At 41.2% G+C, this 16036-nt stretch carries 16 protein-coding genes and 1 pseudogene; 15 read left to right on the top strand and 2 right to left on the bottom strand.

Going from position 1 to position 16036, the window contains the following annotated elements:
* Positions 1 to 71, bottom strand: a 71-nt coding sequence (locus QZZ35_RS11685) for a putative holin-like toxin (protein ID WP_442899871.1), incomplete at its 3' end; no start/stop codon positions are given.
* A 363-nt stretch (positions 72 to 434) separates the two neighbouring features.
* Between QZZ35_RS11685 and QZZ35_RS04875 the strand changes: the two genes are divergently transcribed.
* The 14 genes from QZZ35_RS04875 (at position 435) to thiI (ending at position 15271) form a co-directional block, all read left to right on the top strand.
* Positions 435 to 1973 carry a DUF6034 family protein gene (locus QZZ35_RS04875; protein WP_291236382.1) on the top strand — a complete coding sequence of 513 codons (1539 nt, stop codon included), beginning with the start codon at positions 435 to 437 and terminating at the stop codon, positions 1971 to 1973.
* A 3-nt stretch (positions 1974 to 1976) separates the two neighbouring features.
* A complete protein-coding gene (locus QZZ35_RS04870; RefSeq protein WP_291236381.1) occupies positions 1977 to 2603 on the top strand; it encodes a hypothetical protein in 627 nt (208 codons plus the stop codon).
* Positions 2596 to 3489: a hypothetical protein gene (locus QZZ35_RS04865; protein ID WP_291236380.1), complete on the top strand. Its 894-nt coding sequence runs from the start codon at positions 2596 to 2598 to the stop codon at positions 3487 to 3489. Before QZZ35_RS04870 ends, QZZ35_RS04865 begins: the two co-directional genes overlap by 8 nt.
* Positions 3490 to 3508: 19 nt before the next feature.
* Positions 3509 to 4144: an ABC transporter ATP-binding protein gene (locus QZZ35_RS04860; RefSeq protein WP_330635460.1), complete on the top strand. Its 636-nt coding sequence runs from the start codon at positions 3509 to 3511 to the stop codon at positions 4142 to 4144.
* Positions 4141 to 5163 carry a COG1361 S-layer family protein gene (locus tag QZZ35_RS04855; RefSeq protein WP_291236379.1) on the top strand — a complete coding sequence of 341 codons (1023 nt, stop codon included), beginning with the start codon at positions 4141 to 4143 and terminating at the stop codon, positions 5161 to 5163. The genes QZZ35_RS04860 and QZZ35_RS04855 overlap by 4 nt, the downstream gene beginning before the upstream one ends.
* A 17-nt stretch (positions 5164 to 5180) precedes the next feature.
* Positions 5181 to 5990 (top strand): hypothetical protein, encoded by an 810-nt coding sequence (locus tag QZZ35_RS04850; protein WP_291236378.1) that lies wholly within the window; start codon positions 5181 to 5183, stop codon positions 5988 to 5990.
* 212 nt (positions 5991 to 6202) lie between these two features.
* The gene (gene hrcA, locus QZZ35_RS04845) at positions 6203 to 7270 is read left to right on the top strand and encodes a heat-inducible transcriptional repressor HrcA (protein ID WP_291236377.1); all 1068 of its coding nucleotides are present in this window, start codon (positions 6203 to 6205) and stop codon (positions 7268 to 7270) included.
* A gap of 13 nt (positions 7271 to 7283) precedes the next feature.
* The gene (gene grpE / locus QZZ35_RS04840) at positions 7284 to 7907 is read left to right on the top strand and encodes a nucleotide exchange factor GrpE (RefSeq protein ID WP_291236376.1); all 624 of its coding nucleotides are present in this window, start codon (positions 7284 to 7286) and stop codon (positions 7905 to 7907) included.
* Positions 7908 to 7958: 51 nt separating this feature from the next.
* Positions 7959 to 9824, top strand: coding sequence for a molecular chaperone DnaK (gene dnaK, locus QZZ35_RS04835; protein ID WP_291236375.1), 1866 nt, complete (start codon positions 7959 to 7961; stop codon positions 9822 to 9824).
* A gap of 100 nt (positions 9825 to 9924) precedes the next feature.
* Positions 9925 to 11127, top strand: a complete 1203-nt coding sequence (gene dnaJ, locus QZZ35_RS04830) for a molecular chaperone DnaJ (RefSeq protein ID WP_291236374.1) — start codon at positions 9925 to 9927, stop codon at positions 11125 to 11127.
* Between the two features lie 19 nt (positions 11128 to 11146).
* Positions 11147 to 12100: a 50S ribosomal protein L11 methyltransferase gene (gene prmA / locus QZZ35_RS04825; RefSeq protein ID WP_291236373.1), complete on the top strand. Its 954-nt coding sequence runs from the start codon at positions 11147 to 11149 to the stop codon at positions 12098 to 12100.
* Between the two features lie 24 nt (positions 12101 to 12124).
* Positions 12125 to 12865: a 16S rRNA (uracil(1498)-N(3))-methyltransferase gene (locus tag QZZ35_RS04820; protein WP_291236372.1), complete on the top strand. Its 741-nt coding sequence runs from the start codon at positions 12125 to 12127 to the stop codon at positions 12863 to 12865.
* A gap of 1 nt (position 12866) precedes the next feature.
* A complete protein-coding gene (locus tag QZZ35_RS04815; protein WP_291236371.1) occupies positions 12867 to 14087 on the top strand; it encodes a cysteine desulfurase family protein in 1221 nt (406 codons plus the stop codon).
* Entirely contained in the window at positions 14084 to 15271 is a 1188-nt protein-coding gene (thiI, locus tag QZZ35_RS04810; protein WP_291236383.1) for a tRNA uracil 4-sulfurtransferase ThiI, read from the top strand. The genes QZZ35_RS04815 and thiI overlap by 4 nt, the downstream gene beginning before the upstream one ends.
* Positions 15272 to 15330: 59 nt before the next feature.
* Here the strand turns inward: thiI and QZZ35_RS04805 are convergent, their stop codons facing one another.
* A complete protein-coding gene (locus QZZ35_RS04805) occupies positions 15331 to 15558 on the bottom strand; it encodes an HPr family phosphocarrier protein (protein WP_291236370.1) in 228 nt (75 codons plus the stop codon).
* A gap of 197 nt (positions 15559 to 15755) precedes the next feature.
* Here QZZ35_RS04805 and QZZ35_RS04800 point away from each other — a divergent pair.
* Positions 15756 to 16036, top strand: a pseudogene (locus QZZ35_RS04800) (tRNA (N(6)-L-threonylcarbamoyladenosine(37)-C(2))-methylthiotransferase MtaB); the annotation flags it as partial.

Genomic DNA, 16036 nt, shown 5'->3' with positions numbered 1-16036 from the left:
GTATAAGTCAGTATTGCAACAATTAATATACCAATGGATACAATTAATTGTAATTCTTCATATGTACTCATAATAATCACCGCCCTCCGCAAGGTCTCGGATTGGGTGAGAGCACGTCCCCCGGTTCCCCAGGTAAATATATTAATATTTTCAATATATGTAAAGGGTCGTAAATTACGACTCTATTCGTTTTTTTTAATACATCTGGGTTAATTTTATTCCAATTTCCATAGTTGAAACACCCCTTTGCAAATTAATTAAACCATGTATAGTAAAAAAATGCAAATATAATCTTGCAAATGTAAGGAAAAGGAGAAGTATGAATTTACAATTCGTTTAAAAAATGATGAATACTTGATGCTAAAGTCCATGTTAATATGAGTTTAACATGGATTTTCTTTTATGAAAAAGAAGGAAAGGGGTATTTACATATTATGAAGAAAAGAAGAATTTTATTTATGGCAGCGGCAGTGGCTATGCTTGCGGGGTGTCAGAAAAATCCGGACAGTTCTATTGTTGTGAATAAGGATATGGATAAGCTGATCGATCAGGCGAATGAGACGGGGAAAGGAATGGAGAATATCGCCGATAATTATGAAACCTATCAGACACAGATTTCTGATACGTCTTTAATGGTGACGGTGAATGTGGATGCGTCGGTGGATATCCCTCAGGTTGATAAAATGTCTGTATTCCGTGTGCAGCAGGCACCGGTTACGCAGGAGATGCTGGATAAGGTGATTGAAGTGCTTATCGGTAATGAGACTTTATATAACGGCGGTGTCGTACTGGAAACACGTACAAAAGCAGATATTGAAAAGGAAATCGGGGAATGGAAGTCGTATCTTGAGAATCTGAATCCTGAAGAGGCGGATGAACAGCTCCGAAAGGAATATCAAAGCACGATTTCCAGGCTTCAGGAAGAATATGAGAATGCACCTTCAGAGATTGTCTGGGAAGGCAATGAATCGGATGGAAAGCTTCATAAGGCAGAAGAGCTGAACAGTACGTACAGCGGCAATAGTTTTTACGAATGGGAGTACAGCTTTAATCCGAATGGTGAATTCTTTTATGGAGTGACCGATGGAAAAAATGGAGCTTGTACATCTTTAACGGTCCAGAATAATGAAAATTATGGAAATTATATACGGTACCGAAAAAGCAAACATGGTTATGAATTTACCTCGTCAGCCATTGCAGAAACCGATGGCCTGGAAGGAGGGAGCGGTCTGATATGGGAAGCCGGTACGGAATGGATCAAACCGGCGGTAGATGTAGGTGACGGAACAAACTTTGTTGAATATACGGATGAATCGACAACCATTTCAGAAGAAGATGCGATAGCCCTTTCTGAGGATTTCCTGAAGAAAATGAACCTGTCGGATGATTTTAAATATGATGCGGGCGGACTTTATAATGAGTGTCTCGATATACGAAAGGGCGAAAGTGCAGATAAAATCGGATATCGCAAAGAATGGATCCTGCGTTACAGCCGAAATATTAACGGTGTTTCTGTCACATTTGATAATACAGCCAAACACGAAGAAGGATGGGAAGGAAATGATTATGTCAAGCGGTATTGGCCGATCGAATGTATTGAGTTCCGCATTACGGATGAGGGGATTGTAGGTTTTGATTATGTTGCACCTCTTACCATTATTGAAACTGTGGTGGAGAATTCGAATATGAAATCTTTTGATGAGGTGAAAAATATTTTTGAGAAAATGGTGACGATCGTTAATGCTGAGGATTCAATTGCGGAAAACAGTCAGGGAACAGAAATCCAGATAGATCGGGTCGTTTTAGGATATGTACGTGTCAGCGAAGCCGACAGTTATAATACGGGACTGCTTGTTCCGGTATGGGATTTTATGGGAGAGATTAAAGACTCTTATGGTGTAGAAAATCAGGGAAGTATTCTGGCAATCAACGCCATTGACGGTTCGGTCATTGATCGTACTCTGGGTTATTAAAGAATGAACAGTTTTGAAACAGATTTAAAAAGAGCGGTAGTTTCATGGGGATTTGGAATCGGACTTGCATTGGAATTGGCCATCCTGTTGATTTCCGGTTTTGACTCGGATGTTTTCAGGATGTGTGTTCCGGTTCTGTGTACCCTTCCCTATACCACGGCCTGGCTGGAGGATTACGAGAGTGGATTTTTGAAAGCCTGTCTTCCGAGAACCAGTGTGAACAGCTATATCATGGGGAAATTACTGGCCTGCGGTATCAGCGGCGGACTTTTGGAGACTCTGGGATGTCAGATATTTCTTATTGTAAAAAATGATGAAAAACTGAACATTTCCTTAGGTTTGATTTTTATGTCGGGGATGCTGTGGGCGGTGGTGTCCGCGGTATTGGCGGCGGCATCAAACAGCCGATATCCGGCTTATGGGGGGAGTTTTGTTATTTATTATTTTCTCGTGATTCTTCACGAACGGTATTTTAAATGGATGTATTGCCTTTATCCATATGAATGGCTGGCGCCGGAGCATACATGGATTTTTGACGAGTCAGGGGTGATACTGCTTATCGGCGGAATATGTATGGTGTTTGGATGCCTGTATTACATCATACTCTGGAGGTGCATTAAAAATGTGTGAGGTGCGTCAGATCGGGTTGGTAGCTCTCGGAAATTTTCGAAGATGGCGGCGAAATCCACGGATTTTTCTTGTGTTTTGTCTCGGATTTGTTGTGTGTTTTCTGCTGTCCGATAAAGTACTGACCTTTGCCGGTGAGCATGATACGATCCTTCAAATTATGGAACCTTTTATATGGACCTTTGGTGATGCAAATTCTATATTGGTTCTGTCATTGTTATTAATGTTGTTATTTGCGGATATGCCGAATCTGGGGAATGAAGTACCTTTTTATTTAGTACGGATCAACCGGAAAATATGGATTTTGGGGCAGGCAGTTTATCTTGTGGGGGCAACCTTTCTGTTTGTCAGCTTTACATTTTTATCAACCTGCATGTTAGCCGGCAACCGGTCTTATACGGCGAATCTATGGAGCGAGACGGCGGCCATACTGGGATATTCGGGCATCGGAAGTAAAATTGCTGTTCCTGCTTTTGTGAAGGTTCTGGAATTATCTTTTCCTTATAGATGTACCCTGCATATTTATGGTTTAATGCTCGGTTATGCACTCTTGATGTCAAGTTTGATTTTGTATCTGAATTTGTGGAATAAGAAAATGGGAATGGTGGGCGGTATGATTTTCAGCGGGTTCGGCTTTTTATTAAATCCCCAGTTTATTTCCAATCTGCTTCATTTGCCAAAGGAACAGATGCGGTTGGCTCATATTGCTTTTGGATGGCTGTCGCCCTTAAATCATGCGACTTATTATATGCACAATTTTGGATATGATAATCTGCCGAAATTGTGGGTGTCTTATCTCTTTTTTATATCAGGGAGTCTTTTGTTTCTGGGACTTTCATTGAAGAAAATAAAGACATATTCTTTTGAATTTACAGGAACCCGGAAATAAATTGAGAGGATGTGAAAACATGGATGAGATGTCAGGAATTATTGTGGAACATGTGTACAAATCTTTTGGAATGGAGCAGATTCTTACGGATGTAAGTATGAAGGTTCTGCCGGGAAAAATTTTTGGAATTGTAGGCAATAACGGCAGCGGAAAAACTGTTTTGATGAAATGTATATGCGGATTTCTACAGCCGGATTCGGGAATTGTCCGGGTGAACGGGAAAATTGTCGGTAAGGCATGTGATTTTCCGGAGGATTTAGGTGTCATTATTGAGACACCGGGATTTTTGCCGAATCTCACCGGTTATCAGAATTTGAAAATTCTGGCTTCGTTGAAAGGTATCATCGGAAAAAAGGAAATACAGGAAGTTTTATTACAGGTAGGCCTTGATCCGGATATGAGAAAACCTGTGGGCAAGTATTCTCTCGGAATGCGTCAGAGACTTGGCATTGCCCAGGCTATTATGGAGAAACCGAAGGTTTTAATTCTGGATGAACCTTTTAACGGTCTTGATAAGACTGGTGTCGGACATATGCGGGATCTTCTGCAGGAATTAAAGGGGCAGGGAAAGGCAATTTTACTTGCCAGTCATAATGCACAGGATATAGAGGTCTTGTGCGACGAAGTTCATGATATGGAGGATAAATGGGAATGAAATACTTAAGAAAGATAGGTTTAATTATGTGTATGGTTGGTGTCTTATTGTGTTCGGTCAATGCATATGCTTCCTCCAACCCGGCTGGTGACACGGCAAATCCTTCGGATGTTTCAAATCAGACCAGTCAAAATAGTACAAATCGTACGGATTTAAATTCTCAGCAAAAGGAGAATATCCAATTTGCACCCAAAGTTATTGTTCAGGGATGCCGTTTTTCGAAGTCAGATATTCAGGCCGGAGATGAAGTCAAGGTGACGATTGTGTTAAAAAATACAAGCCTGACGGAAAAACTCCGAAATATGACGGTGACGGTCACAGAACAGGGGGAATATTTGAGCCTTTCAAGTGATACGGATACAACCTATATTGATACGGTTAAAGCCGGTGCGGTGTTTGAAATAACCTGTGTTTATAAAGTACGTTCCGCTGCTCCGGAAGGCCAGTATTGTCTGGATGTGAATATGGATTATGCGGATTCAAAAGGAAATGTTTATACAGCAAACGGAAAGGCACGTATGAATGTGGAACAGCCGGTGCGGATTCAGATTGATCCAATTGTTATGAATCAAGAAGTTTCTGTTGGGGATGTGCTCCATCTGGAAGGACAGGTCATCAATCTGGGACGGAGTAAAATTTATAATGTGCGTGCAGTTATTGAAGCGGAAGGGTTAAAATCGTCGGGAACATTGTTTATCGGCGATCTGGAACCGGGGACAACGGGAAACGGGAGCACGAAAGTGACAATTACCGGTCTGACGGGAGGAAGTACGCCTTATGGAAATACAGAGGGCAGGGTGACATTTTATTACGAAGACGCATCGGGTAAAGCATATGAGGAACAGCAAAAAATATCTACGTATATTGGGGCTCCTTTTTCAGAAGAAGAAATGATGGCTAAGGAACCGGATAAAACCGGACAGTGGTGGATAATTATGACGGTGGTGGCCACTCTTTTGACTTTGTTGATTGCAGGAGCTGCATTTGTCATTGCCCGGCATAAAAAAATGCCATTTTAAATTGAAAGGGAAAAAAGATGAATCGATGGAGAACATTTCTCAAACTGAGAAAACAAAATGACGGTGTAAAAGTCCTTTTGATTTTTGGGACCATAGGAATTATTTCGTTGGTCCGGTTTTTCAGTGGGGCCTTTAATCTTTATAGGAATATTCATCAGCCGGAGGAATATGTACTTACCACCGGAGGACTCAGACCTTTGGACGGATATGTGGATGAGCTCAGAAAAATGGATGCTATTGAATATGTATGTTTGCAAAAAGAGGCCACTGTGACATTGAATATAAATAACAGAGAGCTTTCTTTTAACTGTCTGATACTTTCACCGGAATACATGGAAAAGGTGTATGTTCTTGATGAAAAAAGTCAAATGCCTGTTTTTTACATGAATGCATCAGCAGTGGAACTGATGAAAAATGATGGCCAATTATCTGAAAAAGATATAGAAGAGATCGATGGGTGGCGTGTCGATTATGTGCTGACTTCCGATGGATTATCAGAAGAAAGTACGGCAAAACTGGCTTTTTTAGAGAGTAGGGTCGCTGAAGAAAATCCTTTAATTTACTGTTCGGAAGCGAAGGGAGACCTTCAGGAAGGCACAGACAATCTGAGAGTATGTCTGTCAAAAGGCGATCTGGATGGAACCCGGGTAAATCAGTTTACCCGGATGGGTTTGGATGTTGTTAATAAAGAAGAAATCCAGATCAAATCAGCAAATCGTGACCGTCAGCTTCTGCAGATCAAATATGACGGGCTTATTGGGGCTTTATGTATTTTGTTTACAATATGTCTGATAAAATACGGAAAAGACCCGGTGTTGAAAAATTAAACAGGGATTTTTAAAGGTTCTGAAATATTCTCTGACTTTGTCAATCGACATGGTTTTCACACTCCTAAAAAATGATATGTCTGGAGTATAGCACATTCTGATGCATTTGTAATATTTAAAAAATGAGAATAATTTAAAAAAATTTTTTTAAACTATTGACAAAGGAATGTGTTGGTGATATCTTAATGAATAGATATTAGCACTCCAATTAAATGAGTGCTAACAAAGAAGAAAGGAGTGGTCTGGTGGAATTAGATGAAAGAAAGATTAAAATCTTGAACAGTATTATTCAAACATATCTGATTACCGGTGAGCCTGTAGGATCGCGGACCATTTCGAAGTATACAGACCTGAATCTTAGTTCAGCAACGATTCGTAATGAGATGTCAGATCTGGAAGATTTGGGCTATATTATACAGCCTCACACTTCTGCGGGTCGTATTCCTTCAGATAAAGGTTATCGTTTTTATGTAGATAATCTGATGAAAGAGAAGATTGCCGAAGTTGACGAGATGAAAGATGTTCTTATTGAGAAGGCGGATAAACTGGATCAGCTTTTAAAGCATGTGGCGAAGCTTCTGGCAAAGAATACGAATTATGCCACGATGATCTCAGCACCCCAGTATAAACGGAACACATTGAAGTTTATACAGCTTTCCAGAGTATCTGACAGACAATTACTTGTCGTTGTTATGCTGGAAGGTAATCTGATCAAGAACCGTCTGATTGAAGTCGATGAACAGGTAGATGAAGATGAAGCCGCGAAGCTGAATATTTTATTGAATACATTTCTTCAGGGACTGAATCTCCAGGAGATCAACATGGAGTTGATCCAGAGAATGAAAGCTCAGGCAGAGGGATATGGACAGATTATCAGTAATATCATTGATGCAGTAGCTGTGCTGATCCAGGAAGAAGATGATCTGGAAATCTACACAAGCGGAACAACGAATCTGTTGAAATATCCGGAGTTGGGAGACAGAGAGAAGGCAACGGAGCTGCTGTATACGATGGAAGAAAAGAAAGCATTGACAGAATTGATTGTCGATTATCAGGATTCGAATAATGAAAACAAGAATCCGATTCAGATATATATTGGTTCAGAATCACCGGTGAGTACGATGAAAGACTGCAGTATTGTAACTGCGACCTATGAACTGGACGAAGGCGTGCAGGGAACGATCGGTATCATCGGACCGAAACGTATGGATTACAAGAAGGTTGTTGGGAATCTTCAGACGATGATGAATCAGTTGGATGATATTTTCAAGAAAAAGTAAGAGGTGAAATAAATTGACAGAACAGGAAAAAGATTTAAACGAAGAGATGGTGAATGAAGAAGTTCAGACAGAAGAAATGCCGACAGAAGATACAGAGCCTGTGGAGGAAGAAACAGAAGAATTAAAAGATGCTGATGAAGCAGAAGAAAGTGAAGAAACTTCCGAAAAGAAGAAAGGCTTTTTCCGCAAGGATAAAAAAGATAAAAAAGATGAGAAGATCGCCGAACTTAATGACCGCATTATGCGTCAGATGGCTGAGTTCGATAATTTCCGTAAACGTACAGAAAAAGAAAAACAGCAGATGTATGGTATCGGTGCATCAGAAGTTATTGAAAAACTTCTTCCGGTGGTCGATAATTTCGAACGCGGTTTTGCTGCTATGACGGAAGAAGAAAAGGCAACAGCTTTTGCACAGGGAATCGAGATGGTTTATAAACAATTAATGACCGCATTTTCCGATATGGGCGTGACGGTAATTGATGCTGTCGGATGTGAATTCAATCCGGATTTCCACAACGCTGTTATGCAGGCACCGAGTGAAGAGTACGAATCCGGTATTATCATTCAGGAACTGCAGAAAGGTTATATGTATAAAGACAAAGTGGTCCGTCACAGTATGGTGATGGTCGCTGAGTAAAATTGCTTTAACGTAAATTTTGATAGATAGAAGATTTCAGGAGGAATTATTATGAGTAAGATTATTGGTATTGACTTAGGAACAACAAATTCATGTGTAGCTGTTATGGAAGGTGGAAAACCGGTTGTTATCGCAAATACAGAAGGCTCAAGAACAACACCGTCTGTTGTTGCATTTACAAAGAATGGTGAACGTCTTGTCGGTGAACCGGCAAAACGTCAGGCTGTTACAAACGCAGATAAGACAATCGCTTCCATTAAGAGACACATGGGATCTGATTACAGAGTAGCAATTGATGATAAAAAATATTCACCACAGGAGATTTCTGCAATGATTCTTCAGAAACTGAAAGCAGATGCAGAAAGCTATCTTGGTGAGGAAGTAAAAGAAGCAGTTATCACTGTACCGGCTTACTTCAACGATGCTCAGAGACAGGCAACAAAGGATGCAGGTAAGATTGCAGGTCTTGATGTAAAACGTATCATCAACGAGCCTACAGCTGCTGCTTTAGCATACGGTCTTGACAATGGTGAAGAACAGAAGATCATGGTATATGACCTTGGCGGCGGTACATTTGATGTTTCTGTAATTGAAATCGGTGATGGTGTTATCGAAGTACTTGCAACATCCGGTGATAATCATCTCGGCGGTGATGACTTCGATAATAAATTAATTCAGTATATGGTGAATGAGTTCAAGAGCAAAGAAGGTATCGATCTTTCCGGCGACAGAATGGCTATGCAGCGTTTAAAAGAAGAAGCTGAAAAAGCTAAGAAAGAACTTTCAAGTGCAGCAAATACAAATATTAACGTTCCTTTCATCACATATTCACCAACAGAAGGTGCAAAACATTTTGAAATGAACCTTACACGTGCAAAATTTGATGAACTGACATCTGATCTTGTTGAAAGAACAGTTATTCCTGTACAGAATGCACTCAGAGATGCAGGTATCACAGCTTCTGAACTTACAAAAGTTCTTCTTGTTGGTGGTTCCACACGTATTCCTGCTGTTCAGGATAAGGTTAAACAGCTTACAGGCAAAGAACCAAGCAAGAACTTAAATCCGGATGAATGTGTTGCTATCGGAGCTTCTATCCAGGGTGGTAAACTTGCCGGTGACTCAGGTGCAGGAGATATCCTTCTTCTCGATGTTACACCATTAACACTTTCTATTGAGACAATGGGTGGTATTGCAACACACCTGATTGAAAGAAATACAACAATTCCTACAAAGAAGAGCCAGATCTTCTCCACAGCTGCAGATAATCAGACAGCTGTAGATATCAATGTTGTACAGGGTGAGCGTCAGTTTGCAAAAGATAATAAGAGCCTCGGCCGCTTCCAGTTAGACGGAATCGCTCCGGCTCCACGTGGAATTCCTCAGATCGAAGTAACATTTGATATTGATGCCAACGGTATTGTAAATGTATCTGCAAAAGACCTTGGAACAGGTAAAGAACAGCATATTACAATTACAGCAGGTTCAAATATGTCTGATGATGAAATTCAGAAAGCTGTTAAAGAAGCTGCTGAGTTTGAAGCTCAGGATAAGAAACGTAAAGAGGGCATTGAAGCAAGAAATGATGCGGATGCTATGGTATTCCAGACAGAAAAAGCTTTGAAAGAAGTCGGAGATAAAGTAAGCGCTGATGACAAAGCAAAAGTACAGGCCGAGATCGACAGCCTGAAAGCGTTACTTGAAAGAACAAATATCGAGAATATGTCTGATGCAGATGTTGATGAGATCAAAGCAGGAAAAGAAAGATTAATGGAATCTGCTCAGGGTGTATTTACAAAGATGTATGAAGCAGCCGGTGCAGCAGCTGGACAGAATGCCGGACCAAATCCATCTCAGGGAGCAAATGGAAGTTATCAGGCAGACGATGTAGTTGACGCAGACTATAAAGAAGTGTAAGATATATAAGGTTAGATGAATAAAGAGGCTGTTTCGGAACCGGCATTATGCCGGTTCCGGGGCGTCCTCTTTAGCTACGTTATAAAAGAGGTGGTTGGATATGGCAGAGACGAAGAGAGATTATTATGAAGTCCTGGGTGTGTCGAAATCTGCGACAGACGATGAACTTAAAAAAGCCTACCGTAAGCTGGCGAAAAAGTACCATCCGGATACAAATCCTGGAGATAAAGAGGCAGAAGCAAAATTTAAAGAGGCATCAGAAGCCTATGCGGTATTGAGCGATGCGGATAAGCGTCGTAAATATGACCAGTTTGGTCATGCGGCATTTGAGCAGGGCGGCGGCGGAGCCGGCGGTTTTGGAGGCTTTGATTTTAACGCAGCCGATATGGGCGATATTTTTGGCGATATTTTTGGCGATTTCTTTGGCGGCGGCCGAAGCCGGGGAAATACCTATAATGGTCCTGTACAGGGCGCAAATGTGCGTATCAATGTCCGCATTTCCTTTATGGAGGCAGTATTTGGCGTTGATAAAAAGTTTGAGATGAATCTGAAGGACGAATGTCCGCATTGTTTTGGAAGCGGTGCAAAACCGGGAACAAAACCGGAAACCTGCAGTAAGTGCGGCGGTAAGGGACAGGTTGTCTACACACAGCAGTCCTTATTTGGAATGGTGAGAAATGTACAGACATGTCCGGACTGTAACGGAACCGGTAAGATCATTAAAGAAAAATGTCCGGACTGCAGCGGAACCGGTTATGTTCGAAACAAGAAGACCATTGAAGTATCTATTCCTGCAGGTATCGATAATGGTCAGAGTGTTCGTATTCGCGGTAAGGGCGAACCTGGAAAGAATGGCGGCGGACGCGGAGACCTTCTTGTTAATGTGGCTGTGGATCGGCATCCGATTTTCCGCAGACAGGAATATGATATCTATTCTACCATGCCTATTTCCTTTGTTCAGGCGGCATTGGGCGGAGATATCACGATCAAAACAGTCGATGGCGATGTGGTTCAGACAATTAAACCGGGAACACAGACGGATACGCGTATCCGCTTAAAAGGAAAAGGTGTTCCTACGATCCGGAACAAGAATATTCGAGGCGATCATTATGTGACACTGGTTGTTCAGGTACCTGAAAAACTGAATGAAGAACAGAAAGAACTCCTTCGAAAATTTGATGATTCCCTGAATGGCGTACGTCCTCAGGACAATACATCGGAAAAGCCTGAAGAGACAAAAGGAAAAAAGAAAAAAGGTTTTTTCGAAAAAGTGAAAGAAGTTATTGATGACCTGGATGAATAATAAGAGGATTTAAAAATATATGAAATGGAATAAATATCGTTTGGCAACAACAACAGAAGCTGTAGATTTGATCAGTTATACACTGGCTGAGATGGGAATTGAAGGAATCGAGATTGAAGATAAGGTTCCTCTTTCAGAAGAAGACAAAAAAAGAATGTTTATCGATCTTCTCCCTGATCTGGATGAGGATGACGGAAAGGCCTATGTGTCTTTTTACATCGAACCGGAGAAGGATCATGATTCTACGCTGGAAGAAGTGCTTGCAGCTGTAAAAGAACTGGCGGATTTTGTAGATATCGGTGAGGCTACAATTGAAAAGACTCAGACAGAAGATATTGACTGGATGAATAACTGGAAAAAATATTGGAAACCATTTAATGTGGATGAACATATTATTATTAAACCGACCTGGGAGACAGTAGAAAATGTACCGGAGGATACGCTGGTCGTTGAACTGGATCCGGGCACAGCTTTCGGTACAGGTACACATCATACAACACGGTTATGTATTACGCAGCTTAAGAAATATATGAAGCCGGGACAGGAAGTACTTGATGTGGGATGCGGAAGCGGTATTTTATCGATTATCGCACTTCTTCTCGGAGCGAAAGAAGCATCTGCAACCGATGTGGATGTTCATGCAGTGGAAGCAGCAATTGAAAATGCGCATGTTAATGGTATAAAAGATGATGTTTACACAGTACTTACAGGCGATGTGATTTCCGACAGCGCTTTCCGTCATCAGATCGGGGAACATAAATTTGATATGGTCCTGGCAAATATTTTTGCGGAAATCATTATTCCGCTGAGTGGTGTTGTTAAAGAGATGATGAAGCCGGGAGCACTTTTTATTACTTCAGGTATTATTGATGAGCGTGAAGATGATGTGAGAGCGGCACTGACAGAAAACGGATTTGAGATTCTTGAAGTGACCCACTCCGGCGGCTGGGTATCTTTTACAGCAAGAGCCTGATGCCGGGAAGATAGGAGAAATCAGATGCCAAGATTTTTTGTGACGCCGTCACAGGTCCAGAATGGTGCGATTGTTATACAGGGAAATGATGTGAATCATATTAAGAATGTCCTCCGGATGCGTCCGGGGGATGAATTGTCCGTAAGTGACGGGTCGGGAATGGATTATTTTTGCACGATTCGTTCGTTTAATAGGGATGAAGTGTGCCTTTCTATAGAAAATTCATGGAAATCTTATGTGGAACTTCCAGTCAAATTATATCTTTTTCAAGGACTGCCAAAGGGTGACAAGATGGAATTGATCATCCAGAAAGCTGTGGAACTGGGAGTTTATGAAATTATTCCTGTGCGTACAAAACGGGTTGTTGTTAAACTTGATGAAAAGAAAGAGACAAAGAAGATTGCCCGCTGGCAGCAGATTGCAGAAAGCGGAGCAAAACAGTCGGGACGGGGAATTATTCCTGAAGTTAAGCCGGTTATGAGTTTTAAGGATGCTATTGACTATGCAAAAAATTTAGAGGGTGTTCTTATTCCCTATGAAAAGGCTGAAGGAATGAATAAGACCCGTGAGATTATTAAAGGATTAAAAGGTAAAAAATCCGTTGGTATTTTTATCGGTCCTGAAGGAGGATTTGATGAACAGGAGATTGAAGCAGCTATGAATTCCGGTGTGGAGCCTGTGACTTTAGGACGGCGTATCCTTCGTACAGAGACAGCAGGACTTACGATGCTGTCCATTTTGATGTTTGAATTTGAAGAGGAATAATATGGAAATTAATTTAGGTCATAGTGCCGTTACAAAAGAAATATATCTGGATAATGCGGCAACAACGAAGGTTTTGCCGTCGGTGTGCGAATATATGGTGAAAGTCATGTCCGATGATTTTGGAAATCCTTCTTCATTGCACATGAAAGGTTTTACTGCTGAGCAGTATATAAAAGAGGCAAAAAAGTCGATTGCTTCTGTTCTTAAAGTGGATGCAAAAGAAATTGTTTTTACATCCGGCGGAACAGAATCGAATAATATGGCGATCATCGGCGGAGCCATGGCCAACCAGCGCCGGGGACGGCATCTGATCACAACATCGATTGAGCATGCTTCTGTTTATAATCCTTTCATATGGCTGGAGGAACAGGGATTTGAAGTGACTTATCTTCCTGTAGATGATCAGGGAACGGTGTCACTTGAAGCACTTAAAAAGGCACTTCGGGACGATACTATTTTGGTGTCTGTCATGGCAGTCAATAATGAGATCGGAACGATTCAGCCATTGGACAAGATCGGACAGATGATAAAAGAAAAAAATCCGGATATTCTTTTTCATGTGGATGCTATCCAGGGATTTGGAAAAATTGAAATCTATCCTTCAAAGCTTCATGTGGATCTTTTGTCTGTCAGCGGACATAAGCTCCATGGACCGAAGGGAGTCGGATTTTTATATATCCGGGACAAGGTCAAAGTACGCCCGTTGATACTGGGCGGGGGACAGCAGAAAGATATGCGTTCCGGCACAGAAAATGTTCCCGGCATTGCGGGACTTGGGGAGGCCGTACGTCAGATTTTTAAAGATTTTTCAGTAAAACAAAAGAATTTATACGGACTTCGCGAAAAATTTGTTGATGGGCTCAGCCAGCTTGAAGGTGTGAAGGTGAATGGTTTTGCACATCGGACAGAAGGTGAGGAGACTTATCATGGAGCGGCTCCGCATGTGATCAGTGTGAGTTTTGATAATATTCGGGCGGAAGTACTTCTGCATGCGCTGGAAGAGAGAGGCATTTATGTGTCTTCAGGTTCTGCATGTTCTTCAAATCACCCGGCAATCAGCGGTACATTAAAGGCGATAGGCGTAGAAAAAAAATATTTAGATGCGACAATACGGTTCAGTTTGTGTTATGATACTACAGAAGAGGATATTTTGACTTGTCTGGAAGTATTAAAGGCGTTGCTGCCGATGCTCCGCAGGTTTACACGGGGAGGAAGAAGATAATGTTTAAGGCTTTTTTAATTAAATATGGTGAGATCGGTATTAAAGGAAAAAACCGGTATATTTTTGAGGATGCTCTCATTAAACAGATTAAGTATGCATTAAAAGACTGTGCAGCTTTTGAGGTGACAAAACAGCAGGGACGTATTTATGTCCATATGCTGGAAGACTATGATTATGATCAGGTTGTATCCGCTCTGACAAGAGTATTTGGAATCGTTGCCATATGTCCGGTTGTTATCTGTGATGATCCGGAATGGGATAATCTGACAAAGGTTGTGGGAGATTATATCGAAGGTGCCTATCCGGATCGCAAATTTACCTTTAAGGTGGATTCCAGACGTGCGGATAAACGTTATCCGAAAAAATCCATGGAGATCAATGCAGGTATTGGTGAGTATCTTCTTGATCGTTTTCCGGAGATGTCTGTCAATGTGCACCAGCCGGATGTGATGCTCAATATTGAGATTCGTGAAAAAACATATATTTATTCAAAGAGTATTAAAGGACCGGGAGGTATGCCTGTCGGAACGAATGGAAAAGCGATGCTGCTCTTATCCGGAGGAATTGACAGTCCGGTAGCCGGCTATATGATCGCAAAAAGAGGTGTGACCATCGAGGCAACGTATTTTCATGCACCGCCTTATACAAGCGAGCGCGCAAAACAGAAGGTTGTTGATCTTGCAAAGATCGTGGCAAGATATTCCGGACCGGTTAAGCTCCATATTGTGAATTTTACAGATATACAGCTGGCAATTTATGAAAAATGCCCTCATGATGAACTGACAATTATTATGCGTCGTTATATGATGCGCATTGCCGAGCGTATTGCAAAAGAAAACGGTGCATTAGGTTTGATCACCGGGGAGAGCATCGGTCAGGTAGCCAGTCAGACCCTTCAGAGTCTGGCAGCAACCAATGCGGTATGTACGATGCCGGTATTTCGTCCGGTCATCGGATTTGATAAAAATGATATTGTTGAGATTTCTGAGAAGATTGGTGCCTTTGAAACATCCATTCAGCCATATGAAGACTGTTGTACGATTTTCGTTGCCAAACATCCGGTGACGAAACCAAGTATTCGGGTTATTGAACGTTCGGAACACCATCTCGCAGATATCATTGACCAGATGGTTGAGGAAGCCGTACAGAGCAGAGAGATTGTTATCTGTGAATCAGATATATAAGGCTTGCGAGCAGGTCTTGAAAAAAGGGTATCCCATAAAGGGATACCCTCGTCGTTTATCTATTCAACTAAAAAAGGTTTTAAGCTTTCCATGATCGCATCATCATCACTATAAATATTCAGCGTAATCGGTTTTGATAAATCCAGACTGAGAATACCCATAATAGATTTTGCATCAATAACAAAACGACCGGAAACAAGGTCGAATTCGGAGTCAAATGTATTCACCGAATTAACAAAAGCTCTCACTTTTTCAACAGAATTAAGATTTACCTGAACTGTGTGCATTAGATTGACCTCCCTGTGTTATTCGTTTTAGTACCATGTTGATAACTCTATTTTATTACTTTGATAAACGAATGTCAATACAATTGAAACAAAATACAAAAAATTCATGCGTTATGTAAAATAAATCAAAATATATGGCAAATAAAAATGAAAAAGATTCTTAATTGTCTGAAAATAATGAGAACGGAGGAATGGAGATGAGAAGTGTCGCATTTTGTACGTTGGGATGTAAAGTCAATCAATACGAAACAGATGCAATGGAAGAAATATTCCTGAAAGCGGGATATGAAATTAAAGATTTTCATGAGAAAGCGGATATTTATGTGATAAATACATGTACGGTAACCAATATGGCGGATCGAAAATCACGACAGATGATTCACCGGGCAAAAAGAAAGAATCCGGAGGCGGTGATCGTTGCAGCCGGATGTTACGTGGAAGCAGCCGGTGAGGCCGTACAGGAAGATGCATCGATTGA

It is taken from the genome of Frisingicoccus sp. (assembly GCA_016298055.1).
Classification (GTDB): Bacteria; Bacillota; Clostridia; order Lachnospirales; family Lachnospiraceae; genus Frisingicoccus.
Note: the sequence above shows the minus strand (reverse complement) of the source record. Positions and strands in the feature narration are given on the sequence as shown.

Bases quoted from the DNA above. Each gene is read 5' to 3' on its own strand.
- QZZ35_RS04870 (WP_291236381.1), top strand. From the start codon at position 1,977: ATGAACAGTTTTGAAACAGATTTAAAAAGAGCGGTAGTTTCATGGGGA.
- QZZ35_RS04805 (WP_291236370.1), bottom strand. From the start codon at position 15,558: ATGCACACAGTTCAGGTAAATCTTAATTCTGTTGAAAAAGTGAGAGCT.
- QZZ35_RS04865 (WP_291236380.1), top strand. From the start codon at position 2,596: ATGTGTGAGGTGCGTCAGATCGGGTTGGTAGCTCTCGGAAATTTTCGA.
- QZZ35_RS04815 (WP_291236371.1), top strand. From the start codon at position 12,867: ATGGAAATTAATTTAGGTCATAGTGCCGTTACAAAAGAAATATATCTG.
- hrcA (WP_291236377.1), top strand. From the start codon at position 6,203: ATGAGTGCTAACAAAGAAGAAAGGAGTGGTCTGGTGGAATTAGATGAA.
- QZZ35_RS04850 (WP_291236378.1), top strand. From the start codon at position 5,181: ATGAATCGATGGAGAACATTTCTCAAACTGAGAAAACAAAATGACGGT.
- dnaJ (WP_291236374.1), top strand. From the start codon at position 9,925: ATGGCAGAGACGAAGAGAGATTATTATGAAGTCCTGGGTGTGTCGAAA.
- QZZ35_RS04855 (WP_291236379.1), top strand. From the start codon at position 4,141: ATGAAATACTTAAGAAAGATAGGTTTAATTATGTGTATGGTTGGTGTC.
- QZZ35_RS04820 (WP_291236372.1), top strand. From the start codon at position 12,125: ATGCCAAGATTTTTTGTGACGCCGTCACAGGTCCAGAATGGTGCGATT.
- QZZ35_RS04860 (WP_330635460.1), top strand. From the start codon at position 3,509: ATGGATGAGATGTCAGGAATTATTGTGGAACATGTGTACAAATCTTTT.
- dnaK (WP_291236375.1), top strand. From the start codon at position 7,959: ATGAGTAAGATTATTGGTATTGACTTAGGAACAACAAATTCATGTGTA.
- prmA (WP_291236373.1), top strand. From the start codon at position 11,147: ATGAAATGGAATAAATATCGTTTGGCAACAACAACAGAAGCTGTAGAT.
- QZZ35_RS04875 (WP_291236382.1), top strand. From the start codon at position 435: ATGAAGAAAAGAAGAATTTTATTTATGGCAGCGGCAGTGGCTATGCTT.